At 53.7% G+C, this 20414-nt stretch carries 11 protein-coding genes and 1 pseudogene; 1 reads left to right on the top strand and 11 read right to left on the bottom strand.

The annotated features are described in order from the left end of the window. Positions 1 to 9: 9 nt before the first annotated feature. The 10 genes and pseudogenes from rfbG to HQL65_03215 all read right to left on the bottom strand — a co-directional run bounded on the left by rfbG (position 10) and on the right by HQL65_03215 (position 15396). Positions 10 to 1134: a CDP-glucose 4,6-dehydratase gene (rfbG, locus tag HQL65_03170; protein MBF0135214.1), complete on the bottom strand. Its 1125-nt coding sequence runs from the start codon at positions 1132 to 1134 to the stop codon at positions 10 to 12. A gap of 134 nt (positions 1135 to 1268) precedes the next feature. Beyond that, the gene (gene rfbF, locus HQL65_03175; protein MBF0135215.1) at positions 1269 to 2045 is read right to left on the bottom strand and encodes a glucose-1-phosphate cytidylyltransferase; all 777 of its coding nucleotides are present in this window, start codon (positions 2043 to 2045) and stop codon (positions 1269 to 1271) included. A 192-nt stretch (positions 2046 to 2237) separates the two neighbouring features. Then, positions 2238 to 2435 (bottom strand): hypothetical protein, encoded by a 198-nt coding sequence (locus HQL65_03180; GenBank protein MBF0135216.1) that lies wholly within the window; start codon positions 2433 to 2435, stop codon positions 2238 to 2240. A gap of 299 nt (positions 2436 to 2734) precedes the next feature. Next, positions 2735 to 3847 carry a cobalt-precorrin-5B (C(1))-methyltransferase gene (locus HQL65_03185; GenBank protein MBF0135217.1) on the bottom strand — a complete coding sequence of 371 codons (1113 nt, stop codon included), beginning with the start codon at positions 3845 to 3847 and terminating at the stop codon, positions 2735 to 2737. Positions 3848 to 4481: 634 nt separating this feature from the next. Beyond that, the gene (locus HQL65_03190) at positions 4482 to 5426 is read right to left on the bottom strand and encodes a hybrid sensor histidine kinase/response regulator (GenBank protein ID MBF0135218.1); all 945 of its coding nucleotides are present in this window, start codon (positions 5424 to 5426) and stop codon (positions 4482 to 4484) included. Continuing rightward, positions 5401 to 6384 (bottom strand): response regulator, encoded by a 984-nt coding sequence (locus HQL65_03195; protein MBF0135219.1) that lies wholly within the window; start codon positions 6382 to 6384, stop codon positions 5401 to 5403. Before HQL65_03195 ends, HQL65_03190 begins: the two co-directional genes overlap by 26 nt. Positions 6385 to 6390: 6 nt before the next feature. Continuing rightward, positions 6391 to 10053, bottom strand: coding sequence for a CHASE domain-containing protein (locus HQL65_03200; GenBank protein MBF0135220.1), 3663 nt, complete (start codon positions 10051 to 10053; stop codon positions 6391 to 6393). 81 nt (positions 10054 to 10134) lie between these two features. After that, a pseudogene (locus HQL65_03205) lies at positions 10135 to 11106 on the bottom strand (diguanylate cyclase). A gap of 54 nt (positions 11107 to 11160) precedes the next feature. Next, positions 11161 to 14382, bottom strand: a complete 3222-nt coding sequence (locus HQL65_03210; GenBank protein MBF0135221.1) for a PAS domain S-box protein — start codon at positions 14380 to 14382, stop codon at positions 11161 to 11163. Positions 14383 to 14442: 60 nt separating this feature from the next. Further along, positions 14443 to 15396, bottom strand: coding sequence for an NAD-dependent epimerase/dehydratase family protein (locus HQL65_03215; GenBank protein ID MBF0135222.1), 954 nt, complete (start codon positions 15394 to 15396; stop codon positions 14443 to 14445). Between the two features lie 261 nt (positions 15397 to 15657). On the opposite strand from HQL65_03215, the gene HQL65_03220 reads away from it, so the two are divergent. Continuing rightward, positions 15658 to 16065: a glycosyltransferase gene (locus HQL65_03220; protein ID MBF0135223.1), complete on the top strand. Its 408-nt coding sequence runs from the start codon at positions 15658 to 15660 to the stop codon at positions 16063 to 16065. A 197-nt stretch (positions 16066 to 16262) separates the two neighbouring features. Here HQL65_03220 and HQL65_03225 read toward each other — a convergent pair whose 3' ends face one another. After that, positions 16263 to 20051: an ATP-dependent helicase gene (locus HQL65_03225; GenBank protein ID MBF0135224.1), complete on the bottom strand. Its 3789-nt coding sequence runs from the start codon at positions 20049 to 20051 to the stop codon at positions 16263 to 16265. Between the last annotated feature and the right edge of the window lie 363 nt (positions 20052 to 20414).

Here is a 20414-nt window from a genome sequence, read left to right on the forward strand (position 1 = left end):
CCCAGTTTTTCATTTGTTTTCTTTATTGGAAATGTTTGCAGCAGCATGCAGGAACGCCTCGATATCCTGCACACTCCAATTCAGCATCATTTCCGGTTCATCCCTGAACCGCCGATACCAGCGGGCCGTGTGGTCGATGGTGGTTGGCATGTCCCAAACCGGACGCCAGGCAAGATGCTGAAGTGCCTTGTCGATGGACAGACGCAACACATGGGCCTCATGGGGATGATTCCCGGCATCGGCCTGCCAGGCCGGAGCCTCGAAACACTTGGTAAAACGTTGGGTGATTTCCCCCACCGTCATCCCGGTATCCTGGGGAAAAGGGGCAAAATTCCATCCCGAACAAAAGAGGGCAGCCTGTTCCGGGGCATTGGCCAGGCGTTCACCCAGCATCAGATAACCGTGCAGGGGATCCAGGACATGTTGCCAGGGCCGCACGGCACCCGGGTTGCGCAATAACACCGGTGTACCAGAGGTGACGGCCCGCACGATATCCGGGACCAGGCGATCCCTGGCCCAATCTCCCCCCCCCAGCACATTGCCTGCCCGCACCGAGGCCAGGGCCACACCATGTTCGGCCAGTTTTTCCGGAGGAAAATAAGCCCGACGAAACGCAGCCACGACCAGTTCGGCGGCTCCCTTGCTGGCGCTGTAGGGATCTTCCCCGCCCATGGGGTCGCACTCCCGATAACCCCAGATCTGCTCCTGATTCAGGTAACATTTGTCACTGGTCACGATCACGACCACACAGGGTCGTTGCCGCTGGCGGACCGCCTCCAACAGATGGACGACCCCCATGACATTGCTTTTGAAGGTGCCCACGGGATCCTGGTAACCGGGGCGCACGAGGGCCTGGGCCGCCAGGTGAAAAACAATCTCCGCATCCGATTGCAGTACAGCCTGCCGGACCGTCTCGGCATCGCCGACATCACCCTCCCGATGCTGCTCCAACAGGGAATGAATCTGCAAAACTTCAAACAAATTGGGTTGCGTCGCCGGGGGCAGGGCCAGACCATGAATCCGGGCACCCCAGTGATGCAACCAAAGGGTCAACCAGCCACCTTTGAAGCCGGTATGACCGGTTACCAACACCCGGCGACCCCGATACCAGGAGGCTGTTGGGAGCATTTTCATCTTTTTAAACCACGCTCATTCGATACTCACCTTGGAATGTGTATTTTCAAAAAAAAAAAACGCATGAAAAATTTTCCCAATTTTTTTCTCCCAAGCAGTTTGGTTGCTTTTAAATATAAGTTGTAATATATATATTACCAGATTTTCCAGGGGGGAGAACCCGAATCCCACATATTCTGCAACTGCTGATATTCCCGGTAGGTATCCATCGCAAAAAAGAACCCGTCATGTTTGTAGGCCATCAGCTCACCTTCCTCGGCCAAACGGGCCAGCGGGGCCTCCTCCAATATGGTTGCCGGTCCCTTGTCCAGATACGCCAATACGGCCCGGTTGAAGACAAAATAGCCGGTACTGACCAGGCCATCGACACGCGGTTTTTCCCGAAAACTGGTCACGGCACCATTTTTTTCAATATTGAGAACCCCAAAACGGGAAAGAGGGTGAACCGCCGTGACCGTGGCCAGCCGGCCATGACCATGATGAAATGCCAGAAGATGATCAAGATTCACGTCACTCAAACCATCTCCATAAGTGACCATGAAGGTATCCCCCTGGAGATAACCTTCAATCGCCTTGATGCGGCCACCGGTCATGGTTTCCAGTCCGGTATCGGCCAGAGTGACCTGGTAGTCATCCTCGGTGTGGCTGCGGTGGAATGAAATGTGGTGCTGGTCGCCCAGAGTGATGGTAAAATCCCGATTCATGGCTTCATAGTTGAGAAAATATTCCTTGATCAGAAAGCCCTTGTATCCCAGACAAAGAATAAAATTTTTCATGCCATAATGGGCAAAGAGTTTCATGATGTGCCAGATGATCGGTTTGTTGCCGATTTCGATCATGGGCTTGGGACGGAATTCGGTTTCCTGACGCAGCCGGGTTCCATAACCACCACATAAAATGACAACCTGCATGGATCAATACCCCACCGCTCCGTGCAAATCCGGCTGATTGATAAAACTGTCACCACACTCGAAAGTCCCATCGGGCAATTGTTCTTCCCGACCAGCGAAACGCCACACGTGGCCTGAAAAAAAGCGTGGACACGATGGATACCGGCAACGGGGCAAGCCGTTCCACGATTCGCGGGGGCTTTCTGTTAGACTCTATTGATATTTTTCAACAATTTCAAGCACTGAATTGGCCATGGCATCAAAATCGAGTGCGTGAACGGCACACTCCTGACCCAGCGAACCAGGTGAATTTCTGACAGAGGCACAGGTACATCTTTGCAGAGCCAACTCACGGAGAGCCAGGGAAATCCGTCCGCTCAGATCAAACCCCGTCAAGGTACCCGTACCCATGCATTTTTCACAAGGAAACCAGGATGCCCTGACTCCCGTGGGCGGGGCAACAAAACCCGTTCCACCGCACTCTTTGCAAATGGTGAGATGTCCATATCTGACCCGCATGGCGTCTGTATCCTATTTGACTGAGAAACAACCGAATTTTTGTTCAGGATGACATCGAAGAACACGTACACGAGGACAATCCGGAATTCTACCAGGAAATCCGGTGGAATATAGCGCATGACCACCCGGGATTCAAGAGGATGTGCGCCTGATTTACAAAACCATGATTTATAAGTTTATTTAAAATCCAGTCAGGAAGCGGGAACGGGCCACTGTGCCAGAAGCGCCCCTTCGGCATCGAAGGCCAACACCTCCACCCGGATGGAAGCCGTGAGACGCTGGCGCATGACAGTGGCCACACCAGCGACCAGTTGTTGATAAAACGGGGCAGCCAAACCACGTCCAGTCAACACATCGGCGGCATGCCGGACCGTGATGCCGGTACGAATCTGCGCCAGTTCATCCGGTCCTGCCCCGGCGGCGGCTGCCAATGTTGCCACCCGCGCCATATCGAGGGAAACCTTGTGGGCATGCGTATTGTCAACTCCCTGACCCATCTTGGCCAACTTGCCGGCCATGGCAGCCACCACCACCCGGGGCATACCCACGGCAGCAACACTTTCCAGGGCGGCACCAACAAAATCTCCCATTTGGATAAAGGCGCTTTCCGACAAATCGGTCAGGATACCACGGGCAAAACGTTCTGTGCGCCGGCCCGTAGTCAGGACCACTGTGGTCAGACCCATGGCCGCCGCCGCCCGGACGGATTGTCGGACAGACTCCTTGTAGGCGGCTGTGGAATAGGGATAGACAATGCCGGAGGTTCCCAATATGGAGAGTCCCCCCTCGATTCCCAGCCGGCCATTGAGGGTACGGCGCGCCAGTTGTTCTCCCCCGGGAATGGCAATGACCACTTCCAACCCGGAGGTTTCCAGAAGATGGCCCGCAGCTTCCCGGACATTCTGAATAATGTTGGTACGTGGAGTCGGGTTGATGGCCGCTTCGCCCACCGGAGTACCCAATCCGGGGCGGGTCACGATACCCACCCCTTCCCCACCACGCAGATGAATGACCCGGGCCTGGTCTGGCACAAGTTGAACCCGGGCGGTCAAACGTGCCCCATGTGTGCAATCAGGATCATCCCCGGCATCCTTGATGACCACACACTCGGCCAATGTCGGACCACAAAACCCCTCGCTTACCGAAAAAGTGACCGTCTGACCATTCGGCAGCACCACAGCCACCCGTTCCGGAACAACACCCTGGCGCAAACCCGTCACGGCAGCCCGAGCCGCCGCCGCCGCACAGGCTCCGGTCGTGAAACCGGTTCGTGTACCCCGTTGATATCCTGTGCTGCTTCTCATGTCATGAAGCCGTTTTGCCATAAAAAGATTGTCAGGTCCGAAAAAAGTCTCCAAAAATGACCGAAAATTTATTCCAGGTTGGACCTTCCCCAAAGAACATGTCCAATAAACAGCCCGGAATCTATTGAGAATCCCTGCAAAAAAAGGATTTGATTATGAAAAACTTTGTTGAAAATCCGCCCAAAACCTCGCCCGGAAGAAGGGTACGGCCCTTTCTTTTGACATCCATCCCAGTTTTTCAAACGTTTTTTAATGTGGAGGGCTGAACCGTTACCAACCCGCAATAAGCAACCTCTTTTGGCACAGGTACCCAAAAAAAAATTCTCCGAGAAAAATTGTCACGAAATCTTTACAAGGCAGAAATTTTCCGACTCCCTTCCAGATTCGCCTTGGCAAAATCCCATAGTCGCCATCCCACACATGATCGGTCTGCACCACCAGTACCTGCGAAAAACAGCCCAAATCCTTGTCAACTTTTCAATTTTCAAAGAGCCATGGAAAAAATTGGTTCCAAAGACCCGCGCCCAAAATTCGAGGTTGCGATACTGAACCATCCAGAAACAGTTTCCCCCTGCCAGGATTGTCCAGGATTTTACCCCTCCAGTCCACCAAAATCCGCAACAAGGCCCCAACATTATGCCTGAAATCGGGCTGAACAAGTCAATCGCAAGGGACAGGCTCGACAGGGCAATTGCACTTGAAACTGGCATGCACTCAAAATCAACCTGTTGTAAATCAACACCACTGATTGTGTGTATTGTAACCATCTAAAATTAAACATGCTGATTTTCAAGTGCGATTGCCCTGACAGGCTTGACGAGTCAATCAGAAGGGTCAGGGGGGATCCATCCGACCAGAAATGGCCAAAACCACCGGCGGAAAAGATGTGGATGCATTTTTCCAGCAACAACCAAGTCCATACCAAAGATTGGCCATGCTCGCTGACCCGCTTGATGCTGGTCAAAAACTCCTGCCGGGTCTCCTGTTTCAGATTGGCAGAGAGAAGAAGTTCGCTCATGCCATGAATGGAGGTCAGGGGATTGCAAAGGTCATGGGCGGCCATGCCCAGAAAACCTTTCATGCCCCGATTCAATTCAAGCAATTGCTGATTGCTGGCGGACAACTCCTCATTCAATCCTGCCAGTTTCTGGTTGAGGATTCGTTCCTGTTCGACGCTCTGTCTCAACCGGAGCTGGGTCTGGATCCTGGCCAGAACCACCGATGGCACCAATGGTTTGGTAATATAGTCCACGGCACCCAGGGCCAGGCCCCTGGTCTCGTCGCTTGCCTCGCTCATGCTGGTCACAAACAGGACAGGAATATCCGCTGTGGCCCTGTCTGCCTTCAACAATTCCAATACCCGATAGCCATCCATGCCGGGCATTTGAATATCCAGAAGAACCAGGTCTGGAGGGGGAGAAGATGCCGCCCGGCGGATGGCCTGCTCGCCGCTCGTGGCCACCATGATGTCGCAGGTCGGGCTGAGTATGTCCCGCAACAGGTCAAGATTGAACCTTTCATCATCAACGACAAGAATTGTGCTGCGTGGCAGGTCAGGCACCTTTTTCGTCCCATTCATTCTTGATCTGCACGATCTCCAGAAGAATTTTTTCAAAAAGATCCGCCAGGCGCGGCTCAAAATGGGTTCCCGAATTTTTGCGGATTTCGGCCATGGAAGCGTCAATGCTCCATGGTTCCTTGTAGGGACGGCGCATGGTCAAGGCGTCAAAGACATCCGCCAGGGCAACGATGCGGGCAGATTCGGGAATGGCCTCACCGACAAGACCTGCCGGGTAACCGCTGCCATCCCATTTTTCGTGGTGGTAGCGGGCGATTTCAGCCGCCATGACAAAAATGGGGGTATCGCACTTGCTCAGGATGCCATAACCAATCTCCGCATGTTGCTTCATGATTTGCCACTCTTCCGGGGTCAATTTACGAGGTGCCTTCAGGATGGCATCCGGGGTACCAATCTTGCCGGTATCGTGCATGGGAGCAGCCAATTCCAACCGTTCTGCCATGAATTCCGGCCACTTGGCCGCCCTGGCCAGGGCCCTGGCATAGGCAGCCATGCGCCATATATGGAGACCTGTGTCGGTATCGTTATAGTGACCGGCCTCACCGAGCATGAAAATGGCCTCTTTCTGGCTGTCCTCAAGCTCCTGTGCCCGTACCAGGGAAAGGTGGGTCCGTACCCGGCGCAGAACAATGGGTCCCGAAATCGGTTTTTGAATATAATCCACCGCCCCGACATCAAATCCACGTGCCTCGTCTTCCACTTCGCTCATGGCGGTGACAAAGATCACCGGAATGTTTTTCGTGGCGGGCGTAGCCCTGAGTTTTTCACAGGTTTCGTAGCCGTTCATCCCGGGCATCATGATGTCGAGCAGAATCAGGTCGGGCACATGTCTGTTGGCAGCTTCCAGTGCTTTTTCGCCATTGGGCGCAAAAATCAATTGATAGTATTCTTTCAGAATTTGTCGCAACACCTGAAGATTATTTGGTTCATCATCGACGAGCAATATTTTTTTGAGCATGTTCGATCACTCCAGGTGCAGGCCCAGTTTTTCGGCCAGGACGATTGTCTGGTGTTTTGCTTCATCAAAATCGAAGGCATCCACGCTTTTTTGAATGGGAGCGAGATCGGACCTGGCAATATATTCTGCCAGTCTGGACAAAACCGGCTCGACACTGTCCGGATTGAGATCATCCAAAACCACAGCGAGTTTACCCAACAGGTTTTGTACTGTTTCGGCAGCAAAGGGTTGACCTGTCGGGGGTGACTCGTCAGCCATGGACGACAACCTGCCAATGGCTGCCGCAGCATCTGTCAGGGCATGGTGCAAATCCTCCAGTCTGGCTGCAACAGCCTGTCTGCGACCCTCTCTCAGGTCGGTATCCACTTGTTTGGCCAGTCCGGCAATGCGGTCAAGGGCCAGATTGCCCGCCACCCCCTTCAGGGCATGAGCCATCCGGCGGGCCGGTTCACCATCGTCGGGATGGTTGGTCATAAGCTGCCGCATGGTGTCAGCGTCATGCAGGCGTTCGTGGGCAAAGGATGCCAGTGCCTTGACGTAGGCGGTTGAGTCTTGCCAGTTTTTGAGGGCTTTTTCATGATCGGCAACCCCGGCCAGAGAGGAAAAATCAATCCTTGGCTGGACGATATGGCTTGTGTGTTGCGTGGTGTCGGGCTGCCCGACCCCGGCAGGAACCGTCTGTTCCATGGTCAAAAATAATCTATTGAAATCAATTGGCTTAGCCTCGACGCCGTCCATTCCCGCCGCCAGGCATTGTTCATTCTCTTCGCGCATGACACTGGCGGTGAGTGCCAGAATGGGTATATGCGTGCCACTCTCTTTTTCCAGGGCACGAATTTTTCTGGTTGCCTCCAAACCATCCAGTTCAGGCATCATGACATCCATGAGGATCAGGTCGCAGGATTGTTCCCGATACGCCGCAACGGCCTCCAGGCCATTCTTGACCCATGTGACATGATGACCCTGTTTTTGCAGGCGCAACAGAGCCAAGGTGGCATTGGCTTCGATATCCTCGGCCAAGAGAATCCGGAACAGGCGTGGGGAGAGATACCCTTCTGCAAGGATATCACTCTCTTCGTAGAGGCACTCCTCGTCTCCGGAAGCGGGTGGAAGATGGACAGTAAAAAGGAAAACCGACCCTTTGCCCAATTCACTCTCCACCCGGATTGTTCCACCCATCATGGCCACGATTTGTTTGGAAATGGTCGTGCCCAGGCCGGTACCACCAAAACGGCGGGTCGTACTGGCATCCGCCTGGGAAAAAGGTTCGAATACCTTGGCCATCTGTTCCGGCGTCATGCCGATGCCGGTATCCCGCACGGCAAAGAGGAGCATGTCCGGTTTTTCTCCCGCTTGCACGGTGATCGATATCTGCCCCTTTTCGGTAAATTTAATGGCATTGCCCACCAGGTTCAACATCACCTGGCGCAGGCGGGTTGGATCACCCAAGAGCCGGTTGGGCAGTGCGGTATCAAGGTCAATGGAAATTTTCAGGCTTTTTTCCGCTGCACGATGTTCCACGGTGCGCAGGGTGTCCGTCATAAAGTTGGGCAGATGGAAACAAACCGTTTCCAGGACGAACTTTCCGCTTTCCAGTTTGGAAATATCCAGAATATCGTTGATGATGCCCAGCAAGGCCCTGGCAGAGGAGAGAATGGTTTTGACATGTTGGCGACTGGCCGGGGCAAGACCGGCATCCTGAAGCAACACTTCGGCAAAGCCGATGACGGCGTTCATGGGGGTACGGATTTCATGGCTCATGTTGGCCATGAAGGCCGCCTTGGCGCGGGCACCAGCCTCGGCATCCTCCTTGGCCTGTCTGAGGTCAGCCTCGTTTCTTTTTTGTTGCGTGATGTCGGCAACGAAACCCACAAAATAGTGTTTCGTTGCCGACAGGCGGGCATGTCCCACGGCCAGATGGGCGGGAAAGGTGCTTCCGTCCTTGCGTTTGGCCGTGATCTCACGCCCCGAGCCGATAATCCTGGCCTCGCCTGTTTTGTAAAATCTTTGAATATAATCATTGTGTTGAGAAGAAAATGGTTCCTGCATCAACAGGGAGACGTTTTTTCCGAGTATTTCTTCCCTGGTCCAGCCAAAAAGCATTTCCGCTGACGGGTTGAAGACATGGATGATGCCGCTTTCATCAATGGTTATGATGCCATTGACCGCAGTCTGGACAATGGCCTTGACCTCGGCGGTGGCAATGGAGACCAGCTCTTCCAGATGATCGCGATGACGCAGCAACTCCGCTTCGGCGGATATGCGCTCCGAAATATCGACGACGATGCCGACGAACATGGACTCGCCGGTAACGGTTACCTCCCCGACAGAGAGGTGCATGGGAAAGATCGATCCATCTTTTCTGCGTCCTGCAAGCTCACGTCCTCTACCGATGATTCGGGGTTCACCCTCCCGCAGATAGCGGGCCAAATAACCGTCATGCTCCGAACGATAAGGCTCCGGCATCAGCATGTTGACGTTTTGTTCCAATACCTCGCGGCTTGCATAACCAAACAGCTTTTCGGCGGACGGATTGAAAGATTGTATCTTTCCGGATGCACGGATGGTGATGATGGGAGTGACCGCCGTGTCGAGGATTGCCCGGACCGTGGCTTCACTGCGACGCAGATCATGGGTCATTTGTTCTGCAATGCCGACCGCCCTTGCCCGACCATTCAGGAGCAGCCAGATGAACAGGGATGATAATATACTGACCAGGACACCAACCTGGATGATCATCCAGGACCGTTTCATCTCCATCTGGGCTTCAAATGCAGGCAGGGAGCGCACCTTGATGGTCCACGGATGACCGGTCATTATTATTTTGGTTACTTCCTGGAATTTCGAAACTGTTTGAATCGAATTGAGCGACAGAACGTCATCCGCATCGTACAACAATGAATCAATCGATAGCGTATCTCCATCAAATATTTCCAGGTCGAGATTGGCAACCTGTTGGCCCAGGATGCCCGACATCAGGTCATTCATGCGAAAGGGAGAGTAGGCCCAGCCCTGTATGTTGGCCCGGCGCTCGGCGATGTTTCCATGGGGAAGGCCGGTCCGGTAGACCGGCACATACAACAAAAAACCTGCCTGGACCTGCTTGCCTTCCTCCTGTACCAGTTTGACCTTGCCGGAGATGGCGGGTTGGTCGAAATCCCGGGAGCGTTCCATGGCGGCGCGGCGCACGGCTTCGGAGTACATGTCAAATCCAAAGGCACGCAAATTCCGGCTGGTGAAGGGTTCCAGGTAGATAATGGCCGTGTATGGATCCCGTTCCCCCTCCGGGCGAATGGTATAATCGGGAAACCCCTCCCTGCTTATGGCTTCAATGTGCCGGCTTTTTTCGGAAGGTGGAACAAGCAACGAAAATCCCACGCCCTGAATACCCGGATATTTATTGGCCAATTCCAGGGTTGCCACATAGTGTTGAAATTCATTCCTCTTGACACCGGCAAAGACCATAAAGAGGGCTTTGACACCACGCAACACCTGTTCATAGGCTGACATGCGCAATTCGATACGACTCAGAATTTCACGGGTCTGGTAATCAAAATTGCTGCGCAAAACCTGGTGCAGATTATTTTTTTCGATTTCCTGCAATACAAAAGTGACATAAAGCCCGATCCCCAGCACCAGCCACGGAACCGTTCTGCCGATTGAATACATGCTGAAATTCCTGGTCATTGTCATATCCGGATGATCGAATATTGTCCAAATACATTCTGATGCGGATACATTTTCATTTGTTCAATCCTGACCCACAAACCGGTTTCTGCCCCCTGCCTTGGCTTTGTAGAGTCTTTCATCTGCCTGGCGCAAAAACAGTTGCAACGAATCTTCCTGGGAAGGGATCACGACAGCCCCTCCCAGACTGATGGTGACGTGGGCTGCAACCTTGGACTGTTCATGGGGATGGGCCAAGGTAACAACATTTTCCAACAGGCGTTGTGCCACCAGGTGTACCCCTGCGGCATCGGTTTCCGGCAGGACACAGACAAACTCCTCACCGCCGTAACGTGCCACAAAGTCGATGGTCCGCACCATGGAGGCGACCAGGACCCGGGCGACCTTTTTCAGGCACTCATCACCGGCAGCATGGCCATAATGGTCATTGAAAGGTTTAAAAAAATCGATATCGATCAGGATCAGCGCCAGCGGGATCTTGTCCCGCATGGACCTGTTCCACTCTTGTTGAAGATACTCGTCAAACCGGCGTCTGTTGGGTATTCCGGTCAGGCCATCCAGACTGGCCAGGTCTTGCAGCGTTTTGTTCAATTCGATCAACTGGCTGTTTTTTTGGATCAACTCATCACTCAGTGAGACCAACTGTTGATTGAGGTGCCGTTCCCGGACGAGGCTTGACTTCAGACGCAATTGGGTCTGAATCCGGGCCAGGACCACCGAGGGAGAGAATGGTTTGGCAATATAATCCGCCGCTCCCAGGGCCAATCCTTTTGTTTCATCGTCCGTATTGCCCATCGCTGTGATGAAAATGATGGGAACTTCAGATGTCGCATGATCCGCTCGCAAACGTTCGAGGACCTGAAAACCATCCATGCCAGGCATCATGATATCCAGCAGGATCAGATCGGGGGGAGGTGAGACATTGGCCCGTTTGATGGCCTGTTCGCCGTTCATGGCCACCATGACATCGTAGGTCTTGTCCAGCAACTCTTTCAATATGTTGATATTGTATTTTTCGTCATCCACGATGAGGATTGTTTCGCGCCGCAACGTTGCAAACCTCCCGGACAAGGGGTTGAATCATGAAAATCATGTTTTTGCGACCTGAAGATCCATCGCCGCCGTCATGTTTTTGAGGCAATCCTGTGCCGCATCAAAGGCAAAATCGTCAAGCGATTTTTCCAGTTGTTCAATATTCCGGCGCTCCCTGTTTTTCATTAATATCTTGATTTCTTTAAGGACTTCCACAGCCCGCGTGGCCCTTCCCTCGTCCAGAAACTGCATCATCACAGCGAAAAGAGGCGTCAGGGCCTGGATATCCAGGGGGTGATTCTCTTCAGGGGGGGGCGGCTCTCCGGTCTTGCCGGTCGGTGCCTGTTGTTGACGCAGTGAGGCAAGGCCCGCCAAAACCGGAACGAGACAGGATTCCAGTTCGTTGATCATGGCCTTCAGTGGGGAAATATTTCCATCCCGGACAGATTGTTCCATTCTCCCCGCAATCACGCCCAGTGCCGGTGCGCCGATGGATCCAGCAATCCCTTTTAAAGTATGGGCCGTGCGTTGCACGGTGTCCAGATCATTTTGTGCCAGGCTGGCATGCATCCGGGGTATGACATTTTCGTAATCCTGGTGAAAATTCAGGAGAAGCCTGATCAACAGGGGGCGATTGCCGCGCACGCTTCGCAAACCAACAACCAGGTCGATCCCTGGTATGGATGCAGGAAACGACCCGGCGTCCGGATGTTCGCATTGTGGTTGTACGGGATGTGCGGAAGTGGATGTGGTCCGGTCCTGCAAGGGAAGCCAGCGGGCCAGGGTTGCGTAAAGGGCATCCGGGTCAATGGGTTTGGTGATATGATCATTCATCCCGGCAGCCAGGCTGACCTGGCGATCCTCGGCCATGGCATGGGCAGTCATGGCCAGAATGGGCAGGTTGGCAAACCTCGGATTTGTTCGGATGATCCGGGTGGCCTGCAGGCCGTCCATTTCCGGCATTTGGATATCCATGAGAACGATGTCGCAAACATCCTGGTTGACCGCCGCCACGGCCTCCCTGCCATTGTTGGCAATGGTGACGGTGATGCCCACATCTTCCAGCAATTCCCTGGCAATCTGCTGGTTGATCCGGTTGTCATCGACGAGCAACACCCTGGTATTCGAAAAAAAGTGTACGGTTCTGCCCCTTGCCGAATTCAGGGGCAGATCGTGCTGCAAGCCACCCTGTTCCAGATTGTCCTGCCGGGCTGGTTGCACGACGCAGGCAGGATCATTTTCGCCCACGGCAGCTCCCAGCCAGATGGTAAAGGTGAAGGTGCTTCCTTCTCCCAATCTGCTTTCCAAGCGAATGTCACCATCCATCAACGTCACCAGTTTTTTGCAGATGGACAGTCCCAGACCGGTTCCCCCATATTTCCGGGTGGTGGAAGCGTCGGCCTGACTGAACGCCTTGAACAGTTTGTCAGCCTGTTCCCCGGTCATGCCGATGCCGGTATCCCGGACCGAGAAACGGAGTTGCACCCAATTTTCCCGGCTTTGCACCAGTTCGGCATTGACCACGACTTCGCCGTGTTCGGTAAACTTGACGGCATTGTTGACAAGATTGACCAGTATCTGTCCCAGGCGCAGGGAGTCGCCGATCAGGGGAAAGGCGAGGTTCGCGGCGCGGGACAGCTTCAATTGCAACCCCTTTTCCGCAGCCTTGAGACCGACAATGTTGGAAACCTGGTTGAAAACCGCATCCAGATCAAACTGGATGGACTCCATGGTAAGCTGGCCGGCCTCAATCTTGGAATAGTCCAGTATGTCGTTGATGATGGCCAGCAAAGAGGTGCCCGCAGCATGCATCTTGGACAGATAATCGCGCTGTTGGTCGGTCAGGTGGGTGCGCATGGCCAGATGGCACATGCCCAGGATGGCATTCATGGGGGTGCGGATTTCATGGCTCATGTGGGCGAGAAATTCGCCCTTGGCACGATTGGCCTTGTCGGCCAACTCCTTGGATTCCAGGAGAGCCTGTTCCGTTTTCTTGCGATGGGTGATGTCGCGCACGATGCCGGTGAACATTTGCCGTCCCTCCACCTGCATTTCACTGACGGCCAACTCCATGGGAAATACACTCCCATTCTTGTGCTGTCCCACCACCTCGCGACCAATCCCGATGATTTTTGCCTCGTGCGTGGTGATATAGTTGCGCAAATAACCGTCATGCTGGCTGTGATAAGGTTCGGGCATCAGCAGCCTGACATTCTTTCCGATCACCTCTTCCCGGCTGTAACCGAACAATTTTTCTGCCGACGGGTTGAACGTCAGGATCAATCCCTGGTCATCGATGCTGACAATGCCATCCACAACAGTGTCAACGATGGAACGGTTGCGTGCTTCTGCCAGCAGCAGGGCATTGCGTTGGACCATGAGTTCGGCATTGGCCTGCTGCAACCGCAGGTTGATGTTGTGCAGCTCCTTGTCATGGTTTTGGATTGTTTCCACGGTTACGGACAATATGTCGTTGAGTGCCTGCACCTGATTTTTCAGGGTCTCGTTGTCCGAACCGGCAAGGTCGATCTCCTGCCTGATCCCGTTTTCGGAAGCGTCAGTAAACACCTGCCTCTCGAACGGGAGCAGGGCAACCTTGACGTTTCTTGCCAGGGCTTGAAACATGGTTGCGGTGGCAGGGGAAATCGGGTGCCTTGAAAAACCAATGACGGCAAACACGCTGTTGGAGGGCAAAACGCCACCAAAACCAATCACGGACTGAATGCCACAGGGTACGACAAATTCATCCTGTGCCGGAATGATCGGACTGCCCGCTGCCTGCTCGACAAAGAATACATTGAATCTGGGATCGTTGCCTGTGACCCGAACGGATTCCACCGGTTGGATGACGCTCGATATTTCCAGACCAAGTCCGGTCAACAGATTCGCCACCATCGGCAGGGATCGGGTAAATTCTTCGCTGAACAAGGGGATGGCCTGATGATTCCGGGAATCCTGGCGATGGTTCCAGGCATCCTTGTCTCCAGATGTACCAAGCAGGGTCAAACATTGTGGTTGTTGGATTGCCCGTTCCCCTGGCAAAGTGCTTTCTGCGATACGCTGCAAGGATTCCGGTAATTGTTGGAGTGGGTGGGTTTTGAACAGGCGAACCAGAACAAAGGAACGCTCCCGGGTCTCCATATCGCCCACGCCTTCATAAAGCAGGCGGGTTATATTCCGGGCAACCTGTTCCATGGAACCGGCATTCTGCCCGGAGCAACGCAGCTTCTCGCCAAGCAACACCATGTCTGTGGAAGAAAAATGGGTGATACGATGCATGCGATTCACTCGGAATGAGTGGTTGAAGGAACTGTTTGCGGACGTTTATTGACGCCGGCATCACGCCTGGCACGCGGATCCATCTGTGCCGGTTTGCCACTCGCGCAGGATTCGCAACCCTTCGACCAGGGGTGTGGCGGGTCGGAATCCCAACACCTGTTCTGCCCGGGCAGGATTTCCCAGGGAAAACCGGATGTCTCCGGGGCGGGAGGGATGATATATCGTGGTTGCGGCATTTCCTTGCAGCAGATTGACCTGCATGGCAAGTTCCCGGACAGACGTGGCTGTACCGGTACAGACGTTGAACACTCCCATCCCGGTATGGGCCTGCTCCATGGCCCTGTAGAGCATTTCTGCCACATCTGTCACAAAAACAAAATCTCTTGTCTGGCCCCCGTCACCGAAGATTGCCAGGCTTTCTTTCTGCCTGGCACGTTGCATGAAGATGGAGATCACACCCGAGTAGGGGGAAAGGGGATCCTGCCTCGATCCGTAGACATTGAAGAAGCGCAGTCCCACGTTGGGAATGCGATGCACCAGACCTGCCACCCGGGCGTGCAATTCGCATCCCAGCTTGTCGGCTCCGTAGGCGGTCAGGGGCATGGGTTGTGTTGTTTCCGAGAGCGGCAGGGCTGGATTGTCCCCATAAACAGCCGCCGATGAGGCATAGACGACGGGTATGGGGGCATCTGGATTGGCTGCGCGGGCTGCGGAAAAAATGCGTACTGCCCCGGTCTGGTTGACGCGATGGGTATCGACCCACTCCCGATTGGATCGCTCGACCGAGGCAATCGCCGCCAGGTGGAAACATCCGACCACCTCCTGCATGGCCTGTCTGACTGGTTCCGCGTCGGTCACATCGCCTTGTATCAATTCCACTCCGGGTGGAATATTGTTCAGGGAGCCGGTGGAGAGGTCATCCAGCACCCGGACCTGATGTCCCGAGAACAACAAACGCTCCACCAGATGCGAACCGATAAACCCGGCACCTCCGGTAACCAGATAACGTGACATGTGTCTTCTCCTCATTCATGACAACCCCGGCCCGCACACAATCGCCAACAGGCCACCTTACGGCGAATGGGTATGAAAATCAAAATTTTTGCGATTCGAAACAAGAGATTCCGAACATGAAATCCGGGACCAGGGATTCCGGACGGCAGACGGCCATGAAAATCAAAATTTTTGCGATTCGAAACAATGGATTGTAAGACGGGTGCATCCGGGCGGTCGTGGATCGGGTTTCTGTCCATGTCATGGCGGGGAGAGACAACGATGCGGAAAGTTTTGTTATTGCTGGACTCGCGGGGCATGGGCGGCATGGAAACCCATGTGGAACATCTGGCCGTGGCTTTGTGTCAGGCCGGCCATCATGCACGGGTGGTTTTTTTGCAGCGCCATAATCGCCATCCCCTGGAACAACGCCTGCTTACCGGGAATGTTCCCGTCCGGTATCTGCCGGAAAATCCGTTGGATATTTCCAGGGTTTTGCAGCAGGAAGGTCCCGGGGTGTTGCACACCCACGGTTACAAGGCGGGTGTGCTGGGTCGCCTGGCGGCCCGCCTGCATGGCATTCCCGTCGTCTCCACCTTTCATGCGAGTGAACCGGGATCGGTACCACCACATTTAACCGTGGACGATCTAAAATCGGTTGATTCTGGTAATTTTTTCGCATATCTTTGATCATGTTGGTTGACCAAAACGGAGTGTACAGAAGGAGACTCAGCATGGATGCCAAGGGGTTCTAATTTGCTCCCAAAGATCATCCATGACATCGTGGTGCATGGCATCCTCCTTGTTGACAATGGAGGATGGCAAATTTTTCGTTCGAGCAACATGCACATGCCGGATGTCCTCTAATGAAACACGACAAAGCCAATTCACTTTTGCCCGCGAATCATGTTCAGCAACTCTTCCACCGACAGCCTGCCGCTCATGTCACCACCCTCCAATAGGCCGTCAGCCAGATTTCGCTTGTGCCGGTGCAAATCCACAATTTTCTCCTCAATGGTTTCTTGGGTGACCAAACGATAGATTGTCACCGGACGCATCTGACCAATCCGATGGGCACGATCCGAAGCCTGATCCTCTACCGCTGGATTCCACCAGGGGTCCATATGGATCACATAGTCCGCCGCCGTCAGGTTGATGCCGACCCCTCCTGCCTTGAGGCTGATGAGAAACAAGTCGCCTTCTCCCGATTGAAAGGCCTCGACACGGCGCTGCCGTTCATTGGCCGGTGTGCTGCCATCCAGGTATTGGTAGACGACTTTCTTTTCGTCCAGCAACCCCCTGATGATGGCGAGGTGATCGACAAACTGGCTGAACACCAGTGCCTTGTGCCGGTTCTCCAGCAGCTCCTCCACCACCTCCCAGAAAATGGCCAGTTTGGTGCTTTCGATGGGGCTGTCAGGCAAAACCAGGCGACTGTTGCAGCAAGCCCGGCGTAGGCGCATGATCTCGGCCAGAATCTGGAATCGTTTCTGTTCGACGGGTCCATCGAGATTTTCAATCTGCTCAATGGCCTTGCGGCGCAAGGTCTCATAAAAAGCCATCTCTTCGGGACTCATCTCGACATTCAAAATGATTTCGGTCCGGGGCGGCAGTTCTTCGAGAACTTGGCTCTTGGTGCGCCGAAGCAGGAAAGGCTGGATCAATTTCCGCAATCTTTTCTGGGCACCCTTGTCCCCGTAGCGTTCGATGGGAGATGCAAATCGTTCGTTGAACACATCCAGCGACCCCAGCAGTCCAGGATTGATGAATCGGAACAGATTCCACACCTCGCCCAGATGATTTTCCAGGGGTGTGCCGGTCATGATGATCCGGAACGACCCGGCCAGGGCCATGACCGACTGGGAGCGTTTGGTCAGCCGGTTCTTGATGGCCTGGGCCTCATCCAGCACAATGACGTTCCATCGGATCGCCGCCAACATATCGGCTTCTTGTTGCAAGAGACCATAACTGCAAATCACCACATCGAAGGGTTTCAGGGTATCCAGAGTCTGCTGGCGTTGGCCACCACCGAATACGACGCCACGCAGAGTCGGAGCAAAGCGGTCGATCTCTGTCAGCCAATTCAAAGCAACAGATGTCGGGGCCACCACCAGCGATGGTCCTTCCTGTGCCCGGTACAGAAGAAGTGCCAGGGCCTGCAAGGTCTTGCCCAGACCCATGTCATCCGCCAAACAGGCACCTACCCCCCAGGCCGCCAAGCGAACCAGCCATCTGAAACCCACGACCTGATAATCACGCAACTCTGCTTGCAACGTGGAGGGAGGCTCTGGATCAAGACCCTGGGCCTGATCAAAACGCTTCAGGTGGGTACGCCAGTGCTGATCGGTTTCGACCGTCTTGGCATCGGCAAGCAACTCCCGGAAAACCGGGCTGGCCAGGGGGTGAAAGCGTTGTCCCTGGGCATTTTTTTCAGAAAAGGCATCGATTTCTGACAGGCGTTTGCGGAATGCTTTCGTCAAGGCAATGAAGCGGCCCTCACCCAGGGGAATGAAACGGCTCTCCTTGTCGCGCATCATGTCCAACATCCGTCCCATTTCCATGACCAGGTCTTCGTCCAGGGAGATGTCACCGGTCACGGAAAACCAATCCTGATCGCGCTGAATGCGGACCCGTAAACCATCCATGGCCACAGGGTTGCTTACCCGCATTTTTTCACCTTCAGGCCAGGCGATGATCACCTGCTCTGCCACGGTCTTCAGATCCAAAAGCAGTTCCAGACAGGCCTCCGGGTCTTCCAAAATCCACTCGGTCTGACTCTCCTCCCCGGCCAGGGTAGGGCAGGCCATCACCAGGGAACGGGCACGGTTACTTTCCTCCTTGAATTGCCGGTGGGTCTGCACCCGCTTGCCGTTGACCTCGGCAATGATGGTCGTGCCCCCCTTGCCTGGTTGGAAGTAGGGACCGTCACCAGAAAACGGACGAACCAACAAGTTGACTTTGAGTCCATCTCCATGTGGCAACAAATGAAGATGCGGGGTGGCATCTGCTGGAACCTCTTCGATATTGACCATGCCACCACCAATACCAGAGTGGATGGTCACCAGCGACGAGACCGCCTGCATGGCCTGCATCACCTGTTCCTTGGCCTTGACCGGGATTTGCAAGCCTCTCGCACCGAGAATCTCAGCAATTCTCTTGTGGGCTGTCGTGATTTCGATCAACTTGCAGCGTGTAGGGGTTTCCTGGATGGCAATGACCCCCTCTCTCTCCACTGGTGTGGCAAAACGAACCTTGACCTGCCCACCTTTCTGCTTGACAAGAAGTTCCGGTTCGACCTTGACCACTTCGACGTTGATCTGGGGTGACTTCTCCCAGAATACCAGGGGATGTCCCACCATGGCCAACATGGCTTTCGACCAGTCAAATTCGTAGAATGTTCCATCGTAATAGTTGGTTTCCTGGACAATTGTCGCGCATATCCGCCGATCCTGATCGGTCAAAAAATCAAGGTTCTCAGGATTCCGAGACAATCGCTTCAGGGCCACTGGTCGTCCCTTGGACCAGATGCCGGTCGCAGATCGCACCTGTTCCCGAGGTTGGATGGTGACATGATTGTCTCGCAAATTGATCATCCAGATCAAACGGCTGCTGCCACCGGCTTTGACCGCAATCTTACTCTTATCGGGAACTCCCATGTTGGCCAACGCCTTCAGAGCGCGTTTCCACCCCTCTTCCCGAGGAACAATGGGCAACAAGCTTTGCAGACCAGTTTCCCGTTGGATTGTGGCTGCATACTCGGCAAGGGTGGCTGCTTCCGGGTCCAAGGCAACCATGAGTGCGGCACACTCCATGGCAACCCATCGGTAACCGTTCTTTTCAGCTTGGTCAAACAGAGCTTTCAGGTCATGGACATGCTTTTTGGCATAATCGCCATCAATCCAATATCGGGCCACCATCTTGAACAGCTTCACCAGGGATGTATCGTCTTCTTTTTTGGTTGGCCAGATACTTTCCATCTCCATTCTGAACATTTTGAACAAGTTGCTGTTGCTACCCTTTCCCTCCGGCAAGAAATCCCCCAGGTCCACTCCCTGATCCACAAAACCTCCTTCAAGGTGTGCCAAGGCTTGAGCCGTTTTATTCTCTTGCGCCAAAAGCACGGCATCCAAACAGCGTAGAGTTGGGTCAGAAGGGACCTTCGGCGTCTTGCGAGCCAAAGCCAGTAATTCGGCCAACCGAATACGGTGAGCAGAATCCTCACTCTTCAATAAAGCGAAGAGAAAAAAGACACCACTTATTGTTCCTGAAATAATTCTATGTTTTTCAATGTTCTTTTTCGCGAGTTTCAGAACTGCCTCATAAGCATGGATGGCCTTTTCATTCTCCCCGCGCAAAAAATAAATCCATCCTTGCAACTGGAGGGCGCGATCAACCGGTTCTGTGGCATCCAAAATGGCTTGGGCTTCCGTAAGATGTCCCTGGAAAACAAGGGTGACCACCAACAACCTTCTGAGTCGAGAACCCACCACAGCATCTGGGTGATGGCAGAGTTCACGCAGTACACGCAGAATTTCCGCAATATCAGAAAATTTATGCAAATGCTCAGAAACAATCTCTTCCAGTGCCTCAACCTGAATGGATGGTGGCAAATCCAAAAATCGACCTGCATCAAAAGGAGTGGCACAAATCATGACAAACGGACGTTTCTGCGCCATCTCTCTCGGGAATTGCTTATAAGCAGTTTCCAGAATGCTCACAAACGACTTTTGGTCACGAGAATAAATGGAGATACGCAGATCTCGCAAGCAATGATCAAAGCTGACGAATTTTCCTGGATAGTAATATGATCGTGACTCCGACCGAATGACAGCGACCATTTTGAGAAACCTGTCGGCATCCATGGCAGACCGAGTCGCATGGTCAGCAATGGTCGAATTACAGCGAAACATATTGGGAGCATATTTATCAACTGTGATCAGACCAAAAACCTGCATCCGCTCAAGAATCGGAGCCAATGCCATCGTAGTTAGAGGTTTACCGTTTTTTCCAACGATGCCAGATTTCCCCAAATACAGTGC

This window comes from Magnetococcales bacterium (assembly GCA_015228935.1).
Lineage (GTDB): Bacteria > Pseudomonadota > Magnetococcia > Magnetococcales > DC0425bin3 > HA3dbin3.